This is a genomic window from Mucilaginibacter gynuensis, assembly GCF_039541195.1.
Classification (GTDB): domain Bacteria; phylum Bacteroidota; class Bacteroidia; order Sphingobacteriales; family Sphingobacteriaceae; genus Mucilaginibacter; species Mucilaginibacter gynuensis.
Genome location: NZ_BAABFT010000005.1, coordinates 138,960 through 158,830, shown reverse-complemented (window position 1 = coordinate 158,830; position 19,871 = coordinate 138,960). Strand labels below are relative to the sequence as shown.

Sequence of the window (19,871 nt, the reverse complement as noted above, 5' to 3'; positions counted from 1 at the left end):
AGTTTGCTAATTTAGCAAGCTATGAAACCATTTATATCCTGCCTGTTATCCGTTGTTTTATTATTTGCTTTAAAACCATCATCGCTGCAAGCGCAGCAAAAAGATGGTGCCGTAATTGCCGGTGATTTTGCCGATCCGTCGATCATTAAAAGCGGTAATACCTATTACGCGGTAGGTACATCGTCGGAGTGGGCGCCGCATTTTCCGGTTTATACCTCAACCGATCTGAAGAGCTGGAAGCAGACAGGTTATATTTTCGATAAGGCCCCGGCATGGACGTCCGGTTCGTTTTGGGCACCCGAATATTATAAGATCAACGATACCTATTATATCTACTATACGGCCCGCCGAAAATCTGACAATACTTCGTTCATCGGCGTAGCCACCTCAAAATATCCCGACAGGGGCTTTACCGACCATGGTATAATTGTTGAATTTGGTAAGGAAGCGATAGACGCGTTCATTATAAAAGATAATGGCCAGTTGTATATCACCTTTAAAGCTTACGGTCTTGATGACCGCCCGATTGAAATATTAGGTTCCAAATTGTCGGCCGATGGCTTAAAACTGGAAGGCGAAACGTTTTCATTATTGAAAGATGAATCACGCATAGGCATGGAAGGGCAAAGCATCATTAAAAAGGATGGTTATTACTACCTGTTCTATTCGGCGGGTAATTGCTGCGGCGTACAGTGCAGTTATAACGTGAGGGTAGCACGCTCTAAAAATTTCAAAGGCCCTTACGAGGTTTACGGAAACAACCCTATACTAACAGAAAACGACAATTGGAAATGTATGGGGCATGGCACTTTCGTAAAAATTAACGATAATAAATACGAATACCTGCACCATGCCTACAATAAAAAAAGTACGGTATTCACCGGAAGGCAAGGTTTGTTATCTGAACTAAGCTGGCCAAAAAAAGGTGGCTGGCCGGTGTTTAAACCGCAAGTAATAGCAGGCCCGGCGGTAAGTAATATCAACGAAACCTTTACTGCTGCTAAACCCGGAAAATACTGGCAGTGGGATTTTCGTAACTCGTGGCCGGTAGTAAAGCAGCAAAAAGGTGTGCTGCATTTATCGGGCAAGGTGAAAGCGGGCAACGAAACAGGTATAGTTTTAACCGCCAGGCCGGTATCTGGTAGTTTTGAAATGACCACAACCGTTGCCAACCATAACGAAGCGCTTAAAGGCCTTGCCTTTTACGGTGATGCCAACGCGGCTATAGGTATTGGCACCAGCGGCGATAAAGTAATTTTATGGCAGGTGAAAGATAATAAATACACCATATTGGCCGAAACAAAAGCAGCCACAAGCTCACCGGTACAATTAAAACTCTCGCTGAATAATAGCACTACTTGCAGCTTCTTCTACAAGCAAGGCACCGGCGAATGGAAACCTTTAACTTCAACCACACCTATCGACATCAACTTCTTACCCCAATGGGACAGGAGCCCCCGAGCAGGTCTGCACTTTAAAGGTAATGCAACAGAGGAAGCGCAGTTTTCGGCGTTTGGTGTTGTGAATAAGTAGATCGAACTTCCGTCAGCAAACAGCTTCGGGTGAAAACGGGCAGAACTCTATGGCCATTAGCGCAAAGGCGGGCATAGTGAACTTGTTGCATGTGGGGGAGGTAAGAGCGGTGGGGCAAAAGTTCCAGCCCTAAGTTCTGCACGTTTTGCAGCGCAGAGGCCTTGTGCGGCAAAGAAGCCTTTTGCTGGACAAGCCTTTTTGTTATCTTTTGTGGCCACAAAAGTAATAGGCCCCTGCGGCTATGAGCAGACTAACGTAAATTATAGCACAGCTTTAACATTTTTAAGTACGAATCTTTATTTAATCACTGGGTCAATATTATCTAAGTTAAAAAACTTCACCTTAAAGTTATAAATCCTTGTTTTTAACTTAACCTTAGCTTCACATGCGGAAGATAATCTTGTAAGATTCTAATCACTTTTTAATTTATCACATGAAAAAAATCTTACTAAGAGCTCTTGTAATTTCAGTAGTAGCCTCAACGGGCTGTTCAAAAGATCATAATGATACTCCCGTAACGCCTATTACTTATCCTGATATGGCCGAAGCCGTTGATCCTACGGTATTGTTCACCACCTCTGCGGGTGTTAAAGTTTATAATGGCGGTTTCGGTTCTGCTGTTGCTGCTGATCCAAATTCACCGGATGTGTTTTACATGCTTACCGACCGTGGCTCAAACGTAGCGGGTACGGTGGCCAATTCTATCATCATCGGTAAACCCGATTTTGATCCGCAGATAGGTAAATTCAGGCTGAAAGATGGCAAGCTTTATTTGGAGCAGGTAATTGAACTTAAAAATAGCACAGGCGGTAAACTGAACGGTTTGCCAAATCCGGCAGGTATGGGCGCATCAGGCGAAACCGCTTACGACCTTAATGGTGCCGTTATTGCGCCAAGCGCGGATGGTATAGATTCGGAAGGTTTGGTAAGAGCAGCCGATGGCACGTTCTGGATCAGCGACGAGTACGGTCCGCACATCGCGCACTTTGATGCTACCGGTAAAACCATAGAGCGTATTAACCCGTTTGGTACAGGTACCGGCGGTCGTAAAATACCGGCTGTGTTTGCCAATCGCAGGGCTAACCGTGGTATGGAAGGTTTGGCTATTACACCTGATGGTAAAACATTGGTAGGTATGATGCAATCGCCAATGTACAACCCTAATAAGGCTGCTGTAGCAAGTTCGGTTGTGTTACGTATCCTTACTTTTGATATCGCTACCGCTACTACAAAACAATATGCTTATTTAATGGATAACACTACCCTTACCGGTGTAAGCGATATCGTAGCTGTTAACGCAACCACCTTTTTAACCATTGAGCGCGACGGACTTTTCGGCGGTAATGCTACCAGCCCGGCTACGTTTAAAAAAGTGTTCAAAATTGATTTAAGCGCGGCTACAGATATCTCTGACCCTGCAAACGGCCCAACCGGTAAATTATACGGTGGCAAAACAGTTGAAGAGCTAAACAATGCGGCAGGCTTAGAAGCCGCGGGGATTAAACCGGTTACCAAAACATTGGCGGTTGACTTATTGAAAGATTTGCCATCTGTTTATCCGCACGATAAGGCTGAAGGTTTGGCCTTGTTACCGGGCAATATCCTGGTTATTTCAAACGATGACGACTTTGGCGTAGTTGATAACGGTGCCAGTGGTTTCGCGCAAAAAATATTACCGTTAACCAACTCGGTTGATCGTAACCGTTTATATTTCTTTAAACTGAAATAATAAACTCATACAAAAATATGAACAGGGCTGTTACATCAATGTAGCAGCCCCGTTTTTTGTTCCGATGTAAACTTTAGCCAATTGCTGTAAAAAATTACCTAATTTTACTACACCACCGCGGGTGCTTTCATAAAAGAAATCACCGGTGATTTTAAATTGACTATACAAGACCTCTTTAATTTAATTCGTTTTGAACACGACGAATCGGCTTTTAACGCGTTATACCGTACACAAGTGGTTAAGCTTTCGCGTTTTGCCCGCTCGTTTCTGGATGATAACGAAGCCTGCAAAGAGATAGTGAACGATGTTTTTTTGCGATTGTGGCTTAACCGCGATAGCTTGCACCAGGTGCGCAATGTGCAGGTATACTTGTATGTGTGTGTTAAAAATGCCTGCCTTAACTACCTGAAAAGTGTTTCATCGCGCAAGGTACGCGAGTTAACAGTTGCGGGAAAACTGTATTTCCGGCTGGATGCCGACCCTGCCGAACTACTCATCAATAAAGAACTCCATATTGAAATTACAAAGGCCATTAATAACTTACCGCCCCGTTGCAAACTGATCTTTAAAATGGTGAAGGAAGACGGCTTGAGCAGTAATGACGTAGCCGCGATACTCGAACTCTCCAATAAAACCGTATTTGCCCAGCTGGCCATAGCCCTAAAACGCATCGAAGGCGTTGTTAATTCGTATCAATAAGCTGTTCCTTTCAAAAAAATAAAAAAAGTTTAAAATGCTTTAGGAAAATACCCGGGCGTAGTTGTCCTTGCTTCAGAATATTATGGGAAAGTCACGATTTACCGAGCTGATGGCCAAAAGCCTTGCAGGTTCGGCCAGCGAAGATGAACTGAAAGAGCTTGAGCGCTTCCTTGAGCAATCTACGCGCTATAAAAAAATGCAGCAGGTAACAAATGCTATTGTTCAGGATGATAACGGAGCCGAAAATATAAATATTGAATCGCAAATAGAAGAGTTGTGGGGCAGGATCAACAATGCGGAGCAGAACGAAGAACTTGTTCAGATTAGCGAAGCGCCGGTAAGGCATATCAACATTATGAAATGCGCAGGCGCTGTTGCTGCTATGCTGGTGATAGCTATATCAGTTTTCTTTTTTTACAATCGTAAGCAGGAATCGATAAAGATCGCCTACCAAACAATTAATGTTCCTCTTGGCAAGGTAATGCAGGTCACCCTGTCCGATGGTACAAAGGTTAAACTTAATGCCGGCAGCCATTTCTCGTACCCTGCAAGTTTTTCGGGTGCTAAACGCGAAGTTAAATTAGATGGCGAAGGCTTTTTCGAGGTGACAAAAAACGCGGATATGCCCTTTTTTGTACATACCAATGGCATTACGGTGCGTGTGTTGGGCACCGTGTTCAACGTAAAGGCCTACGGTGCCGATGCTAAAATAGAAACCACGCTTTTAGAAGGTAAGATACAGGTTGAGCTTGCCGGCGATAGCGAAAAGAAGATCATCCTTACCCCGCACGAAAAACTGACGGTAAATAAAACGCTTACAGCCAAACAGGCAAAGGCTATTGGTAACGAAGTTTCACCTATAAAATATGAAGTGGCCGCCCTGCCCGAAACAGGGGAGAGCGTATATCCGGAAAACGCCTGGATAGAGAACAAGATCATGTTTGCCAATACCAGTTTTGATGAGGTAGCTTTGGCAATGGAACGTAAATACAATGTGCACATCATATTTAAAGATGAAGCCTTGAAAAAGGAGCAGATCAGCGGTGTACTGGAGAATGAGAGCCTGCCAAAGGCGCTGGGATTGTTGAAGCAGATAACCCCGTTGCAAGCAAAAATGGTTAATGATACCGTTTACCTGGGGCGTAAATAAAAGCAAAAACTAATTAAAATAATAACTTAACCCTAAAGTATGAACAAAAAAAATTACCTGACAGATTCCTGAAATTACCCGATATAAATAAGGGAAGAGTTACGACCTCTTCCCCTTAAAAATGTGGGATTTAGTATTGAGAGTAAGACGATTTTCGACGGCGACTTACTCTATCCATTAATTTTCAAAACAAAAGTAATGAAAAAATTAAGAAGGGCATTTGCCAGTCCGGGTGCCTCTGTATGCCTAAAAGTTATATTGCTAATGAAAGCAACTTTCCTTTTAATTCTTGTTACGTGTATGCAGGTTTCCGCGCATGTGTACTCGCAGCAAAAATTTACCCTTAGTATAAAGCAAACGGAAGTGAGCAGTATACTAACCAAAATGCAAAAACAAAGCGATTATCGCTTTTTTTACAACTATGCCGCGCTCAAAAAGCTGGGCAAGGTTGATGTAGATATTAAGGATGCCACTGTTGAACAGGTTTTGGCCCTTATCATCAGCAATAAATTGGCTTACAAATTTGCAGACGATCATGTGGTGATCATTTCCACACCCGAAGCTGCCGACAGCCAGGTAGCCATAAAAGGTAAGGTAGTTGATACCGCCGGGGTTGAATTGATAGGTGTTACCGTGCGTTTGCAGGGTACTAACATCGCTACCTCAACTGATGTTAACGGTGCATTCAGCATTGAAGCGCCTGTTAACGGTGTGCTGGAATTCAGCTACATAGGTTACGAAAAAAAGCTGGTAACCATTACGGGTAATCAGCCGCTTAACGTTACCATGAAAAGTTTGCCATCATCACTTAACGAGGTGGTAGTAGTAGGTTACGGTACCAGTAAAAAGGTTGATATCACGGGTTCGGTAGCCAGTGTAAAAGGTGCCGATTTTCAGAATTTACCTGTAAGTACTGCTGCCCAGGCGCTTGAAGGCCGTGCAAGTGGTGTAAACATTGTACGTAACGATGGTTCGCCGGGTGCTCCGCCAAGTATCAGGATACGTGGTACAGGTACGCTTAACGATGCCAACCCGCTGATCATTATTGATGGTGTACCTACTAACAACCCCGACGCTTTAAATGATATCAACCCTAATGATATCGCTTCGGTAGATATATTGAAGGATGCGTCATCAAGTGCCATCTACGGTACACGTGCTGCCAATGGCGTAGTATTGGTGACCACTAAAAAAGGTACATACAGCCAAAAACTGTCAACAACGGTTAACTTTTACAACGGTTTTTCAAACTCAACCAAGTATATTAGCCTATTGACCGCCCCTGATCTTTATCAGCTTAAACGTGAGCGTTATACTAATGATGGCCAAGCCATTGGAGACCCATGGAATGATAGTTATTATGCTACACAACGTACCGACTGGCAACGTGCCATTATGGGCACAGGTCATGTTACTAATGGCGATGTGAATATACAAGGCGGTAATGATGCATCAAACTATTATTTTTCTACCTCTATATATAATGAGAAAGGTATCATCGATAAGTCGGACTTTAAACGCTATAGCCTACGTATCAACTCAGAACATAAAGTAAAACCATGGTTAAAACTGGGCGAAAATGTGCAGCTTACTTTTGCTGATAATAACGGTTTTGATAATAATAATTCACAAACAGGTTTAGTTTTTTCTGCTTTACGCTTTAATCCGGCTATTCCGTTAGTTAACCCCGATGGGTCTTATGGTACATCAAAAGCCTTAGCCAATCAGTTAGGCGATATCAATAGCCCTTACGCAACTATTCAGCAGGCTGATAGATACAATCGTAAATATAGAGTACTAGCAAATGCGTTTGCAGAAGTAGCTATTCTGAAAGAATTGAAATTCAGGATGAATTATGCATTTGATGGCACTATTACCCGTACATACAATTTCAGTATTGCAGATGTAAACCAAGCGAGGCAAACTAACGCATCAACTTTGACACAAGGAGAAGCAGAAAACTCTTCGCAATTGATAGAGGGGTTTTTGACGTATGATAAACAGCTTAATAAGAGTCACATTACATTTACCGGCGGTGTTTCGTATCAAAATTACAAAGGCAGCGATTTCAGTGCAGGCCGTGTAGGGTTTGATGACACCTCTTTTGATCAACGTATATTGAATAATGGTACAGGGCAGCGTAGTGCTACGGGTGCCTATGCGGATCCATACTCACTTGCATCAGGTTTCGCGCGTGGATTTTACGATTATGACGGGCGCTTTTTGGCTACGGTAACTTTCCGTGCCGATGGTTCATCTCGTTTTGCTTCAGGTAACCGTTGGGGGTATTTCCCGGCTTTCTCATTAGGATGGAGGCTGTCTAATGAGCCTTTTATCAAAAAGATTGATTGGATTAGCAACCTGAAATTAACCGGTGGCTGGGGTGAGCTGGGTAACCAAAATGTGAGGCCTTTTCAATACCTGAGTTTGATTAAAGTTAACAATACTTATGGTAATGGTGGTTATGCCTTTGGCGGTAACGGTGTAAGCGGTTCGGCCGTGACAACTATTGCTAATTTGGATATTCATTGGGAACGTACACAAATGACCAATATCAGTTTAGAGGCCGGTTTCCTGAATAATCAATTGAATGGTACGTTAACCTATTTCAATAAAAATACACAGGATATGTTAACCACGCCTCCATTGGTAGGTACTTATGGTTTGGTATCAATCCCTGATCAGAACATAGGTAAAATGAATAACAAAGGTATTGAGGTTGAAGTAAATTACCAGGGTGGCAATGAAGTAAAATATAGTATAGGCGCTAATGCTGCTTTCATCAAAAATAAGGTAACGCAGTTAACCGGCCCTGGTAGTTATGTACCTTCAAGAACTTACGGACGTTCGAGCCAGGAAATCTCCAGAACTTATGAAGGACAGCCAATTGCTTCTTTTTACGGTTACAAAACAAATGGACTGTATCAAACGCAAGCCGAAATTGACAGCGACCCGGCATTGGCCAATGATTCACGCAAGGCAAGAATAAAACCAGGTGACGTCCGTTTTGTGGATTTGAACAATGATGGATTAATTGATGGTGCAGATCGTACCAACATTGGTAACCCTAACCCAAATGTAACTGCAGGTTTACAAGGAAGCATAAAATATAAAGGTTTTGATCTGTCGGCCAACTTTACCGGCGTATTTGGAGTAAGTCTTTACAATGCCGACAGGATGCAGGGTATCGACCCAACTTATCCGTTTAACCTGTATGCCGAAACGCTTAACCGCTGGACAGGTCCCGGAACCAGTAATACTATACCGCAGTTATCACTTGATCGTAACAATGATAATTATCGTACTTCCGATCTGTTTGTTGAGAGCGGTAACTACTTCAGCATGAAAAATATAACTATCGGCTACACCCTACCTGAAAGCTGGGCTAAAAAAGCTGCTTTAAGTAGTGTTAGATTTTACGCATCTGGACAAAATGTGTTTATTATAACCGGGTATAAGGGTTATACACCTGAACTTGGTTACACAGATGGCAACATACAAAGAGGGGTTGACGTTGCGCAATACCCTGCCGTACGTACAATTACATTTGGTGCAACAGTTAAATTATAACCTCATGAAAGCAAAACATATAGCATATATAACAATGGCGCTGGTTATTACATTAACCTCTGCCTGTAAAAAAGCGCTTGATCTTGATCAGAAGGGCGTATACAATACCGATAATTATTTCCGTAACGAGGCTGATGCCGTAAATGCCATAACGGGTATTTACAGTTTGCTGGAGGGTGAAGATTATATATCTCATGCCGAAACCACGTTCGATATCGCATCTGACGATTATTGGCGCTCCGGTGATCATAGCGAAGATGAGGCGATTGAAAACCTCACCTATGACGCCTCAAACGCGCAGGTAAGGTATAGCTGGAAATGGAAATATGAAACCGTTAACCGTTCAACAAATTGTATCATCAATATAGCTAAGATTACCAATATTACCGATGCTATTAAAAAGCGCAGCATGGGCGAGGCTTATTTTTTCCGTGCTTTTGGCTACTGGCGTTTAATGGTAATTTATGGCGAAGTTCCTATCATTACCAATGAGGATTACCTCACCCAAAACTTCAATGTGCCTAAATCATCTGTAGAGGAGGTGCGTAAACAAATAGAGGCCGATTTGAAACAGGCTGTTGATATGCTGCCTGAAAGTTATACCGCTGCCGATAGGGGCCGTGTAAGCAAGGGTACCGCGTTAGGCTTACTTACCAAGTTATACATGTATTGGGAAAAATTTCCTGAAGCGATAGCCGCGGGTCAGCAGGTGATAACAAATCCTAATTACGCGCTTGCCGCCAATTACCAGGACAATTTTACCCGCGCTAACGAAAACAGCAAAGAGATACTTTTTGCTGTGCAGGCAGTACAAAACGTAATACAAAACGATTATACCATTTATTACATTCCGCGTGCATGGGGTGGTTATGGCTTTAGCCAGCCGCTGCAAGGTTTGGCCGATGAGTTTGAGGCGAATGACCCGCGCAAAGCTGCTACGCTGTTAAGCGTTGGCGATCAGATGGATTTGGGGGATGGTAACGGTTTAACCACCTTTACTGCCGATCTTTCAGAAACGGGTTACAGCTTTCGTAAATACGCTGTGTTTAACACGGTAGGTGATGGCGGTGGTCCGGATCATACTTACGCGGTGCCATTGATGCGCTCGGCAGATATTTACCTGCTGGTAGCCGAAGCGCAAATCAGAACGCAAGGCGCAGGCGCAGGCGACGCGTTGATTAACCAGGTCCGCAGACGTGCCTCGGCAGCGTTGCCGCCGGTATCAGGCGCGGGCATGACCCAGCTTATCCACGAACGCCGTGTTGAACTGGCCGGAGAAGGCGAACGCCACCAGGATTTGATGCGTTGGGATAAAGCGCAAATTGTTGATATAGCAGCTATTTATAACCTGCCGGTATCAAAAGCGCCGCTTGACAGAAATAAGACGATTAACTTTATACGCCCTAAGCACTACTACTATCCAATTCCGCAAGAGGAAATTGATAAGAGTAAGGGCGTTTTAGTTCAAAATCCTAACTTTTAAATAAAGTATACCCGGTAATTGCCGGCAGTAATTTTAATTTGACCAGATCAGCTAATTTACTGCCGGCAATTTTTTAATATCAACCCCATAAAAACTCATTTTAATAATGATGAAGAAAGGCCTGTTTACACTTTTTGCTTTTTTGTTGAGTTTCCCATTGTATGCCCAGGTAGATCAAAAGGCGACGACCGATTTTATAGAACGGGTGATCCCCGGCAGGGCATCGGCCTTTGTTATTGAGGAGATACCGCAGGTAAACGGCAAGGATGTGTTTGAACTGGATGCCAGGCAGGATAAGATAATATTACGCGGTAACAATGGACTTTCGGTAGCTTCGGCGTTGAACTACTATTTGAAAAACTATTGTTTTTGCGATATCGGCTGGAATGGTACCAATTTAAAACTACCCGCCACACTGCCCACGGTTACCAAAAAAGTACACAAGGCTACGCCATATACCTATCGTTATTACCTTAACTACTGCACGTTTAACTACACCATGGCCTGGTGGAACTGGGAACGCTGGCAAAAAGAGATAGACTGGATGGCCCTTAACGGTATCAACATGCCGCTGGCCATTACCGGCGAAGAAGCGATATGGCAGGAGGTTTACAAAGAAATGGGCTTTACCGATAAAGAACTGGATGCCTTTTTTAGCGGCCCGGCTTATTTTTCGTGGTTTTGGATGGGAAATATCGATGCATGGGGTGGCCCGCTGCCGCAGCATTGGAAAGACACCCACAAGCAGTTACAAAAGCAGATATTGGAGCGCGAACGTTCATTCGGTATGAAACCGGTATTGTCATCTTTCACCGGGCACGTGCCGCCGTCGTTTAAAGATAAATTTCCGCAGGCTAAAGTTAAAAAGACCAATTGGGATGCCGGTTTCCCGGATGTATATATCCTTGATCCGGATGATGCCCTGTTTGAAACCATCGGCAAAAAATACATTACCGCGCAAACCAAGGAGTTCGGTACCGATCACCTGTATTCGGCCGATACCTTTAATGAGAACATTCCGCCTACAAATGATTCAACATATTTGGATGGCATGAGTAAAAAAGTATTCAGGTCGATGACCGCTGCCGACCCGAAAGCGGTGTGGGTAATGCAGGGCTGGATGTTTCATTACAACAACAAATTTTGGCAGCCGCAGCAAATTAAAGCCTTGCTGAACGCGGTGCCCGATGACCAGATGATCGTGCTCGATCTGTACAGCGAATCGCACCCGGTATGGAACCGTACCGAAGCTTATTATGGCAAGCCGTGGATCTGGAATCTGCTGCAAAATTTTGGCGGTAACATCAGCATGTTTGGCCGTATGCGCCATGTGGCATCTGATCCGGCTGTTACGCTGCACGACCCGGAATCTAAACGGATGATGGGTATTGGTTTAACCCCCGAAGGTATTGAACAAAACCCGGCGTTGTTTGCCCTGATGCTGGAGAACGTTTGGCGCGATACGCCTATTGATGCCGACGCCTGGTTAAAAAATTACGCGCTGCGCCGTTACGGTAGCAATAACAGCAAGGCCGATGAAGCGTGGCATATATTACTGAACACGGTTTACAGCGGCCCGCTTACCGAAGGTGGTAACGAATCTATCATAGTAGCGCGCCCAACTCAAAAGCCTGTGGTAGACAGGGTGCTCACCAAAATAGCTTATGATCCTAAAGAACTGGCCAAAGCATGGGGCCTGTTAGTAACCGCTGCCGACAGCCTGCAACAAAGTGATGGTTTTCAGTACGACCTGATTGATGTGACAAGACAGGTTTTGGCTAATTACGCCACGCCTTTGCAGCAAAAATGGGTAGCGGCCTATAAGAGCAAGGACGCGGCCGAGTTTAAAATACAAAGCGCGGCCTTTTTGCGCTTAATGGATGATATGGACCAGTTATTGGCCACCCGTAAGGATTTTCTACTGGGTAAATGGATCAGCGAAGCACGTGCCAATGGTATTACCACTAAAGAACAAGACCTTTATGAATTTAATGCCCGCGACCTGGTAACTCTTTGGGGCGATAAAGAAAGCGGCCTGCGCGAATACTCTAACAGGCAATGGGCCGGGTTGATCAAAGGTTATTACAAACCCCGTTGGGAACTGTACTTTACCGGTTTAAGCAAGGCCATGGCTGCTAAAACGCCATTTGATGAGGCCGCTTTTGATAAGCAGGTTAAAAACTGGGAATGGCAATGGGTGAACAAGCACGATAATGCCTATCCAAATGCTACCAAAGGTAACCCTGTTGACGTGGCAAAGGCCATGTTTATTAAATACAGCAGCATTATAGACGCCGCTTATTAATGAAAAGATATTTATTATTTATTGCTGTTTATCTGCTGCTATACCCCGCTATAACAAGGGCGCAGCAGGTAAACGATCATATATTTAAACCCGCACCGGCTGCTAAATCATTTATTGATTTTGATAACAAGGGCTTCATGGTGAATGGCAAGCGTACCTTCCTGGTATCGGCAGGGTTGGAGTACGCACGTGTGCCAAGGCAGCTTTGGCGCGACCGATTGATGCGTATAAAACGTGCCGGTTTTAACTGCGTGGAAGTGTACACGATATGGAACTTTCACGAACCGGTTGAAGGCAAGTTTAATTTTAGTGGCGATGCCGATCTCGACGCTTTCCTGAACATAGTGAAGGAGTTGGGTTTGTATTCCATTGTGCGGGTTGGGCCGTATTACTGTGCCGAGTGGGACAGTGGCGGCTACCCGATATGGCTGAAGTTTAAAAAAGGACTGCGCGTACGCGAACACAACGCGCTGTTTGAACAGTATGTTGATCGCTTTTTTGATAAGCTGCTGCCGATCGTATTTAAGCATCAGATCAATCATAATGGCTCGGTGATATTAGTACAATTGGAAAATGAGCACCCGCAGGGTTGGGGTACCGATATGCCCGACGATTACTTTAGGCATCTGCAAACCAAAGCGCTATCGATGGGGATGGAAGTGCCGTACTTTTTCAGCGGCCTGCACCATGCCAGCGACCCGGCAGGTGACGGGCATCTGGATGACGCGAAACGGCCTAATCCCTGGTTTTCTACCGAATTTTGGAGCGTTTGGTATAACCAGTACGGTGCCAAACCTGCCGATGCCGCTGTATATGATCGCCGTACCTGGAAGATCATCGCCCATGGCGGCAACGGTTACAATTACTACATGGCGCATGGCGGCTCAAACTTTGGTTATACCAATAATGATGAAGATGCCGCCTCGTATGATTATGGTGCGGCTGTCGGGCAGGCCGGTGACCTGCGGCCAATTTATTATGCCTTTAAACGGGCTTCCTGGTTTTCGCGCAGCTTTGAGGATGTGCTGGAAAACAGCGTAAATGATTCTGCATCTTACAGCAAAATAATAGCTGATACCGCTTTAAAAGTAAGTGTGCGCAAAAGCCCTGAAGGTAGTCTGATCTTTATCGACAACCCCGGTAAGCAAGCCATAACAGCGAAGCTGAACATTGATTCTGTTAGTGATTTCAACTTGAACGTTTCTCCCGGCGAGATTTACCCGCTGGTACATCAATACCGCCTTAATCAGCAGGTGACACTTAACCGGGCGCTTACCCGTATATACGCCATTGTAAAACAAGGCAATACTATTACCATTATTACCGATGCCGAACAAGGCGCAAGGCTCTATCTGGATTTTACTGTGCAATTGGCACCCGATATGTTATCGCCGGCCTTTAAGCTTACAGGTAACCGTTTACTGCTTGATGAGTTGATGTCTGCCATCGATCAGCCCAAAGAATACATGTTCGAAACCGGCGACCAGATAGTGCGCGTTTTAGCCATGAACAGGGCCTGGACAGACAGGACTTTTATCGATGAATCAACCGGGCAAAATTTGATAATCAGCGGAGCTGATTATATACATGATGTTAAGCTGAAAGGGACGCAACTATCTGTCGAAACAGAAGCTCCGTTATTGGCAAAAGAACAATATCCCAAGCTATTATATACAGCTAATAAAACCATCAACCTTAACGAAACGGTTGTACCTGCTATTGCTCCGGTTAAACCTGTTGCATTAAGCAAATGGACAACTAAAACCGGCTGGCCTTCGGCAACAACTCATTGGACCACATCCGCGAACCCATTACCCATGGGTGCCGACGCTGATGTTACCGCCAATGCCTGGTACAAAACCAGCTTGAAAGTTGCAGCCACAGGCAAATACATATTGCAGGTAAAAGGGAACGGCAGGGGACAAGCTTTTGTTGATGGCAAAGCCGCCGCCAACTGGAAACTGAACGAAGGTGAGGTATCGCTCAACCTTAAAAAAGGAACGCATCAACTGACCATATTTACCGCGCACGACGGCCGGGACAAGCTTGCCGCATACATCGGTCCGCTTGATGAGGTGGATAGCAAAGGCATTTTTGGTCCGGCAGTTATAAAAGCAGGCGGTCCGTTCATAAAAGAATTGACAGATTGGTACTTTGTAAAAGCCGCCAAGAACGACGATAAAAAGGGTCCGCCTGCTTTCAACACTTCTTCATACGGCAAATATAAAATAGGTGCCGATGTGTTCAATTTGAGCGAAGGTTACGCGTGGTTTCATAATGTTATCGCTCCGCAGCATACATCAAAAATAGTGTTGCAGTTTAAAAGCGTTGATGAAAACGCGGTGGTGTTTATCAACGGTAAAGAAGTTCATCGTCACGTTGGCTGGAACCAGCCTTTCGAGATTGTGATAGACGATGCAGCAATACTTAAAAATGCCATCAACCTGGATGTGTTTATCGAAAACTACTCTAATGAGGGTGGGATAGATCAGCCTGTAAAGATCAACACCATTGGCAATGTGCCTGCCATAAGCGGCTGGCAAATGAAGGGCGGCCCCGGTAGTATTGCGGGTGGCTGGAAAGTGATGCCGGTGAATAGTAAAGCGACTGATCGCCCGGTATTTTATCGTACCACGTTTACAGTTCTTCCGTATAAAAACCATACTTTAATATGGCGTTTCAACCCAAAAGGTTTAGGCCATGGCTCTGTTTGGGTGAACGGCCATAATTTAGGCAGATACCCTGAAAAGGCAGCCGCGCCGGGTTTATACATCCCCGAATGCTGGCTCAACGCAGGCGCTAACGAATTGGTTATTTATGATGAAGATGGTAAAAAGCCGCTTCAAACAAGTCTCCTTTCGGAGCCCGAGGCAAGCCGTAAAAAGGTGAATATAATTGCAGATATTAAATAAAAAATAGATCATAAAGATGACTGCTACCAGCCAAAGATTTACCGCGCTCGATGTTTTTCGCGGTATGACGATATGTTTCATGATCATTGTGAACGCGCCGGGTTCGGGTGCAGCAGTGTGGGCACCGCTGGACCATGCCCAATGGTTTGGTTTTACACCTACCGACCTGGTTTTTCCGTCGTTCCTTTTCGCGGTTGGTAATGCGCTGAGCTTTTCAAAAAAGAAATACGAAAGCGATGTGGCTTTCATCACCAAAATACTTAAACGTACGCTCATTATCTTTTTACTGGGCTACCTTATGTACTGGTTTCCGTTTATGCACCGTACCGGCGATGGCTGGGCCTTTAATGCCTTGGCCACTACGCGCATTATGGGGGTGTTGCAACGTATTGCGCTCTGTTACTTTTTCGGTGCATTGATTGTGCATTATTTTTCGCGCAAGGCGGCGGTGATCATCTCTGTGCTGATATTGATCGCTTACTGGCTTATCCTGCTGTATTTTGGGCCGCAAGGTGCCGAGTATACCATGCTGGGCAACGTAGGCACCAGTTTCGATATTTTTGTAATGGGCAACGCGCACCTGTATCATGATAAAGGCGGTCCGATAGCTTTCGATCCCGAAGGGTTGTTAAGCACATTGCCCGCTATAGTAAATGTAATAGGCGGTTATTTGGCCGGGGCTTTCATTCAGCAAAAAGGTAAAAACTACGAGAGTGTGGCAAAGCTGTTTGTATACGGCGCGGCGCTTATTTGTATCGCTTTGTTTTGGGGGCAGTTTTTCCCTGTGGCTAAAAAACTGTGGACAAGCACCTTCACCCTGTTAACCATCGGTATCGATCTGGCTATACTGGGCTTCCTGCTTTTTGTTATCGAAATAAAAAATAAGAATATAGGCACTAACTTCTTCCTCACGTTCGGCCGTAATTCGCTGGCTATTTACCTGCTTTCCGAACTGTTATTTACCGTTATCATCACCATCAGGGTGGGTACAGATCTTAGCCTGTACGATTGGATAAACCAGGTGCTCTTTCAACGGGTGTTCCCGGGTTCGTTCGGTACTTTGTGCTTTGCTATTTGCTATATGCTGCTGTGCTGGCTGGTGGCTTACGTGTTGGATAAAAGAAAGATCTACGTTAAAATATGAAGCAGCACTGTAGTACACTGTTAAAAATTAAGCTGTTTTTGTTGCCGGTATTGCTGTTTGTGATGTTGCAAGCCAACGCGCAACCTGCCGGTGAAAACCACTTGCAATACGTTAATCCTTTTATTGGTTCGGCCAAAAGCGATGTGCCCACACGTTGGGGAAGCGCGGGTGGAACTTATCCGGGGGCTGTAGCGCCATCGGGCGTGATCCAGTTGAGCCCTGAAACGCGATTAACAGGGGCAAGGGGCTACAATTATGCCGATTCTGTCATTTACTTCTTCAGTTTTTTCGGGCACATGAGCGGCTTTCCGGAAGGTTCGGCCGGTAAACTGCATATTATGCCGGTAGGAGCCGCAAGCAAACTTACATCAGGCAATTACAATCGCAGGTTTACACATGCTGATGAAACCGCTTCGCCGGGGTATTATAAAGCAACTTTTAACGACGATAACACTATTGCCGAAGCCACCGTTACCGCCCGTACGGGTATGTTTCGCTTTACGTTTAGCAAAGGCAATCAACCACAAATTTTTATTGCCGATGCAGGTGAATTAATCTTTCCATCGAAAACCGAATTGCACGCCGTGAACAGGAACACAGTACTGCTTTTTTCAGAAGCCTATACTGCCAAACAAAAGTTACCTAATGGCTGGCTATTTACCTTTGCCAAAGCAACGGCTGCCAATAAAGTATTAACTATAAAACTAAGCACATCCACTATTGACCATGCTTCGGCGAAGCACAATATTGAAAGTGAGATTGGCAAGCAGGGATTCGATGCCGTACGTACGCGAACTGTTGCTGAATGGGCTAAAAAGCTATCGGTAGTTGATGTTGAAGATAACAACGAGCAAAATAAAACAGTGTTTTATACCGCGCTGTACCATTCGTTGCTGATACCCTGGGTAATTGACGATGCCGACGGACGCTACAAGGGCGGTGATGGCAAGATCTGTAAACGGAGTGGCGCTAACCAATATGGCGCGTTTTCGCCATGGGATACCTTTCGTTCGTTGCACCCCTTACTTACCTTGCTTTACCCCGATAAACAGCAGGACGTGATATTATCGATGCTGGATATTTACAAGCAAACGGGGTACCTGCCCATTGAATCGATGACGGGTAACCACAGCATCCCTGTCCTTGTGGATAGCTACCTTAAAGGGATAACCGGCTTTGATAAAGTATTGGCCTATAAAGCCATGAAGAAGAGTATTGTAGATGGCCCCTTTCTGCAAAAGGATATGGTAAGCTATCACAATAATGGCTACATTCCGTTTATGTTTGCCGAATCGGTAACGCGCACGGTGGAGTACGCTTATGATGATTGGGCTTTATCGCAGTTTGCCAAAAACGTAATGCACGATGACGCTACCTATAAACTAACACAAAAACGCGGCTACAACTACCGTAACCTGTTTAACACAGATGACAGGCTTTTCTTGCCCCGTAATCAGGATGCTGTAAAGTTACAACCCGGCATGTCGGGCTATAAGGAGGGCGACAAATGGGTGTATGGTTATTTTGTGCCGCATAATGTGCAGGATTTAATCAACTATACCGGCGGCGCTGAAAGCTTTGCCGAACGGCTGGATTCGGTACTGACGAACGAAGTTTTATTTTTTGATAACGAAACGGTATTTCATGTGCCTTACCTGTTTAACCAAGCCGGTATGCCGTGGCTAACGCAAAAATGGTGCAGCAAAATTATGCTCGAAAGGTTCGGCAATTCGCCAGGCGGTTTGCCCGGTAATGATGATCTGGGTTCTACCTCAAGCTGGTATGTGTTCAGTGCCATGGGCATCTATCCTTCAAGTCCGGGCAGGCCGTGTTACAGTATTGGTACGCCGCTGTTTAAATCGGTTACCGCGCATCTGCCCAATAAAAATAAGCTGACTGTCACCAGCGATCAGAAAGGGCCTTACGTGCAATCTGTAAGAGTAAATAACGCGGATTGGCAGCAGTTAATCATCCCGCATGATATATTGTCAAAAGGCGGCACAATAGCATTCAACACTGCTGATAAGCCAACCGGCTGGCCGCGCAGCAAACTAACAACAGAACTATCCGTAACAAAAGTTCCGGCGGTGTTTACAGTACGAAGTTTCGCGCCGTCGCTTGCAAAAGTGTTGCCTAACGAGCTTTTTTACGTAAGGTTTTCGCTGACCAATGAGGGGAGTAAGGGGCTGAAAAAAGTGATCGTTTTAAAAGACGGACAGCCTTATGCCTATAAGAATTGCCTGGTTGAGCAGGGCGTAACTGTGAAAGATTCTATCGGCATCAAGCTGTATGCCACAGGGAAACACGCGTTGGCTATTGATGGTTTAAAGCCGGTATCGGTAGAAGTGCTGAACAGCGATCTTAAACCCGATCAGGCCTTCGATATAACATCGCTTACGGTAAAGCCGATGGTGAAGCTGAATGAAGAGCAGCTTGTACAATATACCATCCAAAATATCGACGGAAAACCAAATACTTACTATCTGCCAATATTGCGGAATGATACGCTGTTGATGACGGATACAGTAAGTATTAATCCAGGGGAAAAGAAGGAATTGAAGCATATATTATCAACCACGCATGCCGGCTTTCAGCAAATGAGTGTGAGCGGTAAAAGGATAGTTTACAAAGTTTACAACCATACTATGGATGCCTTGTTATTGCAGCTTTCGCCTGTGCGGTATACCGCCAATGGTTTGCTGGCCGATTCATCAGGCTTTAATAATAACGGGCATATTGTATCCGCTAAGCCGGTAAAAAGCGGCAAATTACTTTTCGACGAAAGCACCCACATTGAAGTACCCAACGCAGCTGCTTTGGATGAAATGGATGAAAGTTTGAGCATGATGGGCTGGGTATTCCCAACGGGGAGTGAGCGTGGTTTGGTAGATATTATTACCAAGGGCGATAGCCATGTGTTACAGGTGACCGACCAGAAAACGCTAACCTTTTTTGCCGGTGGCTGGGGCCGTGGCGATTGTACGGTAAAGCTGCCTGCCAACTGGAAAAGTAACTGGCACCACATAGCAGGCGTATGCAATGGCAAAAAGCTGGAATTATACATTGACGGCATATTGGCCGGTACTACCATAGCAGATGAGAACGCTAACCTTTCGAATACCAGTAAATGGTTTTTAGGGCAAAATGAAGAGTTTCCGGGAGAACGCATTTTTCACGGGCGATTAGATAAGGTAAAGGTTTACAAGTCGTCGCTTAGCGCCGCCGAGGTTAAGGCTATCTTTACTATCGAACAAAAAATTGTTAAAAATTCAAATTAGGCTGTGCTGAAATAGGCTTATGTAGTATATTCGCCAACCCCCGCAAAGTATTACTACAAACCTAAAAC

The 19,871-nt window shown here is 44.9% G+C and carries 10 protein-coding genes; all 10 read left to right on the top strand.

Translation table 11 applies throughout. The features are described 5' to 3' along the window. The first annotated feature begins 21 nt into the window (after positions 1 to 21). The 10 genes from ABD894_RS11710 to ABD894_RS11665 all read left to right on the top strand — a co-directional run bounded on the left by ABD894_RS11710 (position 22) and on the right by ABD894_RS11665 (position 19,803). Positions 22 to 1,533: a glycoside hydrolase family 43 protein gene (locus tag ABD894_RS11710; RefSeq protein WP_345211218.1), complete on the top strand. Its 1,512-nt coding sequence runs from the start codon at positions 22 to 24 to the stop codon at positions 1,531 to 1,533. A 433-nt stretch (positions 1,534 to 1,966) separates the two neighbouring features. Further along, complete coding sequence (locus ABD894_RS11705) at positions 1,967 to 3,262, top strand: esterase-like activity of phytase family protein (RefSeq protein ID WP_345211217.1); 1,296 nt, start codon at positions 1,967 to 1,969, stop codon at positions 3,260 to 3,262. Between the two features lie 156 nt (positions 3,263 to 3,418). Continuing rightward, positions 3,419 to 3,961 carry an RNA polymerase sigma-70 factor gene (locus ABD894_RS11700; protein WP_345211216.1) on the top strand — a complete coding sequence of 181 codons (543 nt, stop codon included), beginning with the start codon at positions 3,419 to 3,421 and terminating at the stop codon, positions 3,959 to 3,961. Between the two features lie 82 nt (positions 3,962 to 4,043). Continuing rightward, a complete protein-coding gene (locus ABD894_RS11695; RefSeq protein WP_345211215.1) occupies positions 4,044 to 5,111 on the top strand; it encodes a FecR family protein in 1,068 nt (355 codons plus the stop codon). A 198-nt stretch (positions 5,112 to 5,309) separates the two neighbouring features. Next, positions 5,310 to 8,681 carry a TonB-dependent receptor gene (locus ABD894_RS11690; protein WP_345211214.1) on the top strand — a complete coding sequence of 1,124 codons (3,372 nt, stop codon included), beginning with the start codon at positions 5,310 to 5,312 and terminating at the stop codon, positions 8,679 to 8,681. A 4-nt stretch (positions 8,682 to 8,685) separates the two neighbouring features. After that, positions 8,686 to 10,164 (top strand): RagB/SusD family nutrient uptake outer membrane protein, encoded by a 1,479-nt coding sequence (locus tag ABD894_RS11685; RefSeq protein ID WP_345211213.1) that lies wholly within the window; start codon positions 8,686 to 8,688, stop codon positions 10,162 to 10,164. Between the two features lie 106 nt (positions 10,165 to 10,270). Further along, on the top strand, positions 10,271 to 12,469 hold the full coding sequence (locus ABD894_RS11680) for an alpha-N-acetylglucosaminidase (protein ID WP_345211212.1): 2,199 nt from the start codon (positions 10,271 to 10,273) through the stop codon (positions 12,467 to 12,469). Then, a complete protein-coding gene (locus tag ABD894_RS11675) occupies positions 12,469 to 15,381 on the top strand; it encodes a beta-galactosidase (protein WP_345211211.1) in 2,913 nt (970 codons plus the stop codon). The genes ABD894_RS11680 and ABD894_RS11675 overlap by 1 nt, the downstream gene beginning before the upstream one ends. Positions 15,382 to 15,397: 16 nt before the next feature. After that, a complete protein-coding gene (locus ABD894_RS11670; protein ID WP_345211210.1) occupies positions 15,398 to 16,525 on the top strand; it encodes an acyltransferase family protein in 1,128 nt (375 codons plus the stop codon). After that, a complete protein-coding gene (locus ABD894_RS11665; RefSeq protein WP_345211209.1) occupies positions 16,522 to 19,803 on the top strand; it encodes a GH92 family glycosyl hydrolase in 3,282 nt (1,093 codons plus the stop codon). The genes ABD894_RS11670 and ABD894_RS11665 overlap by 4 nt, the downstream gene beginning before the upstream one ends. The last annotated feature ends 68 nt before the right edge of the window (positions 19,804 to 19,871 follow it).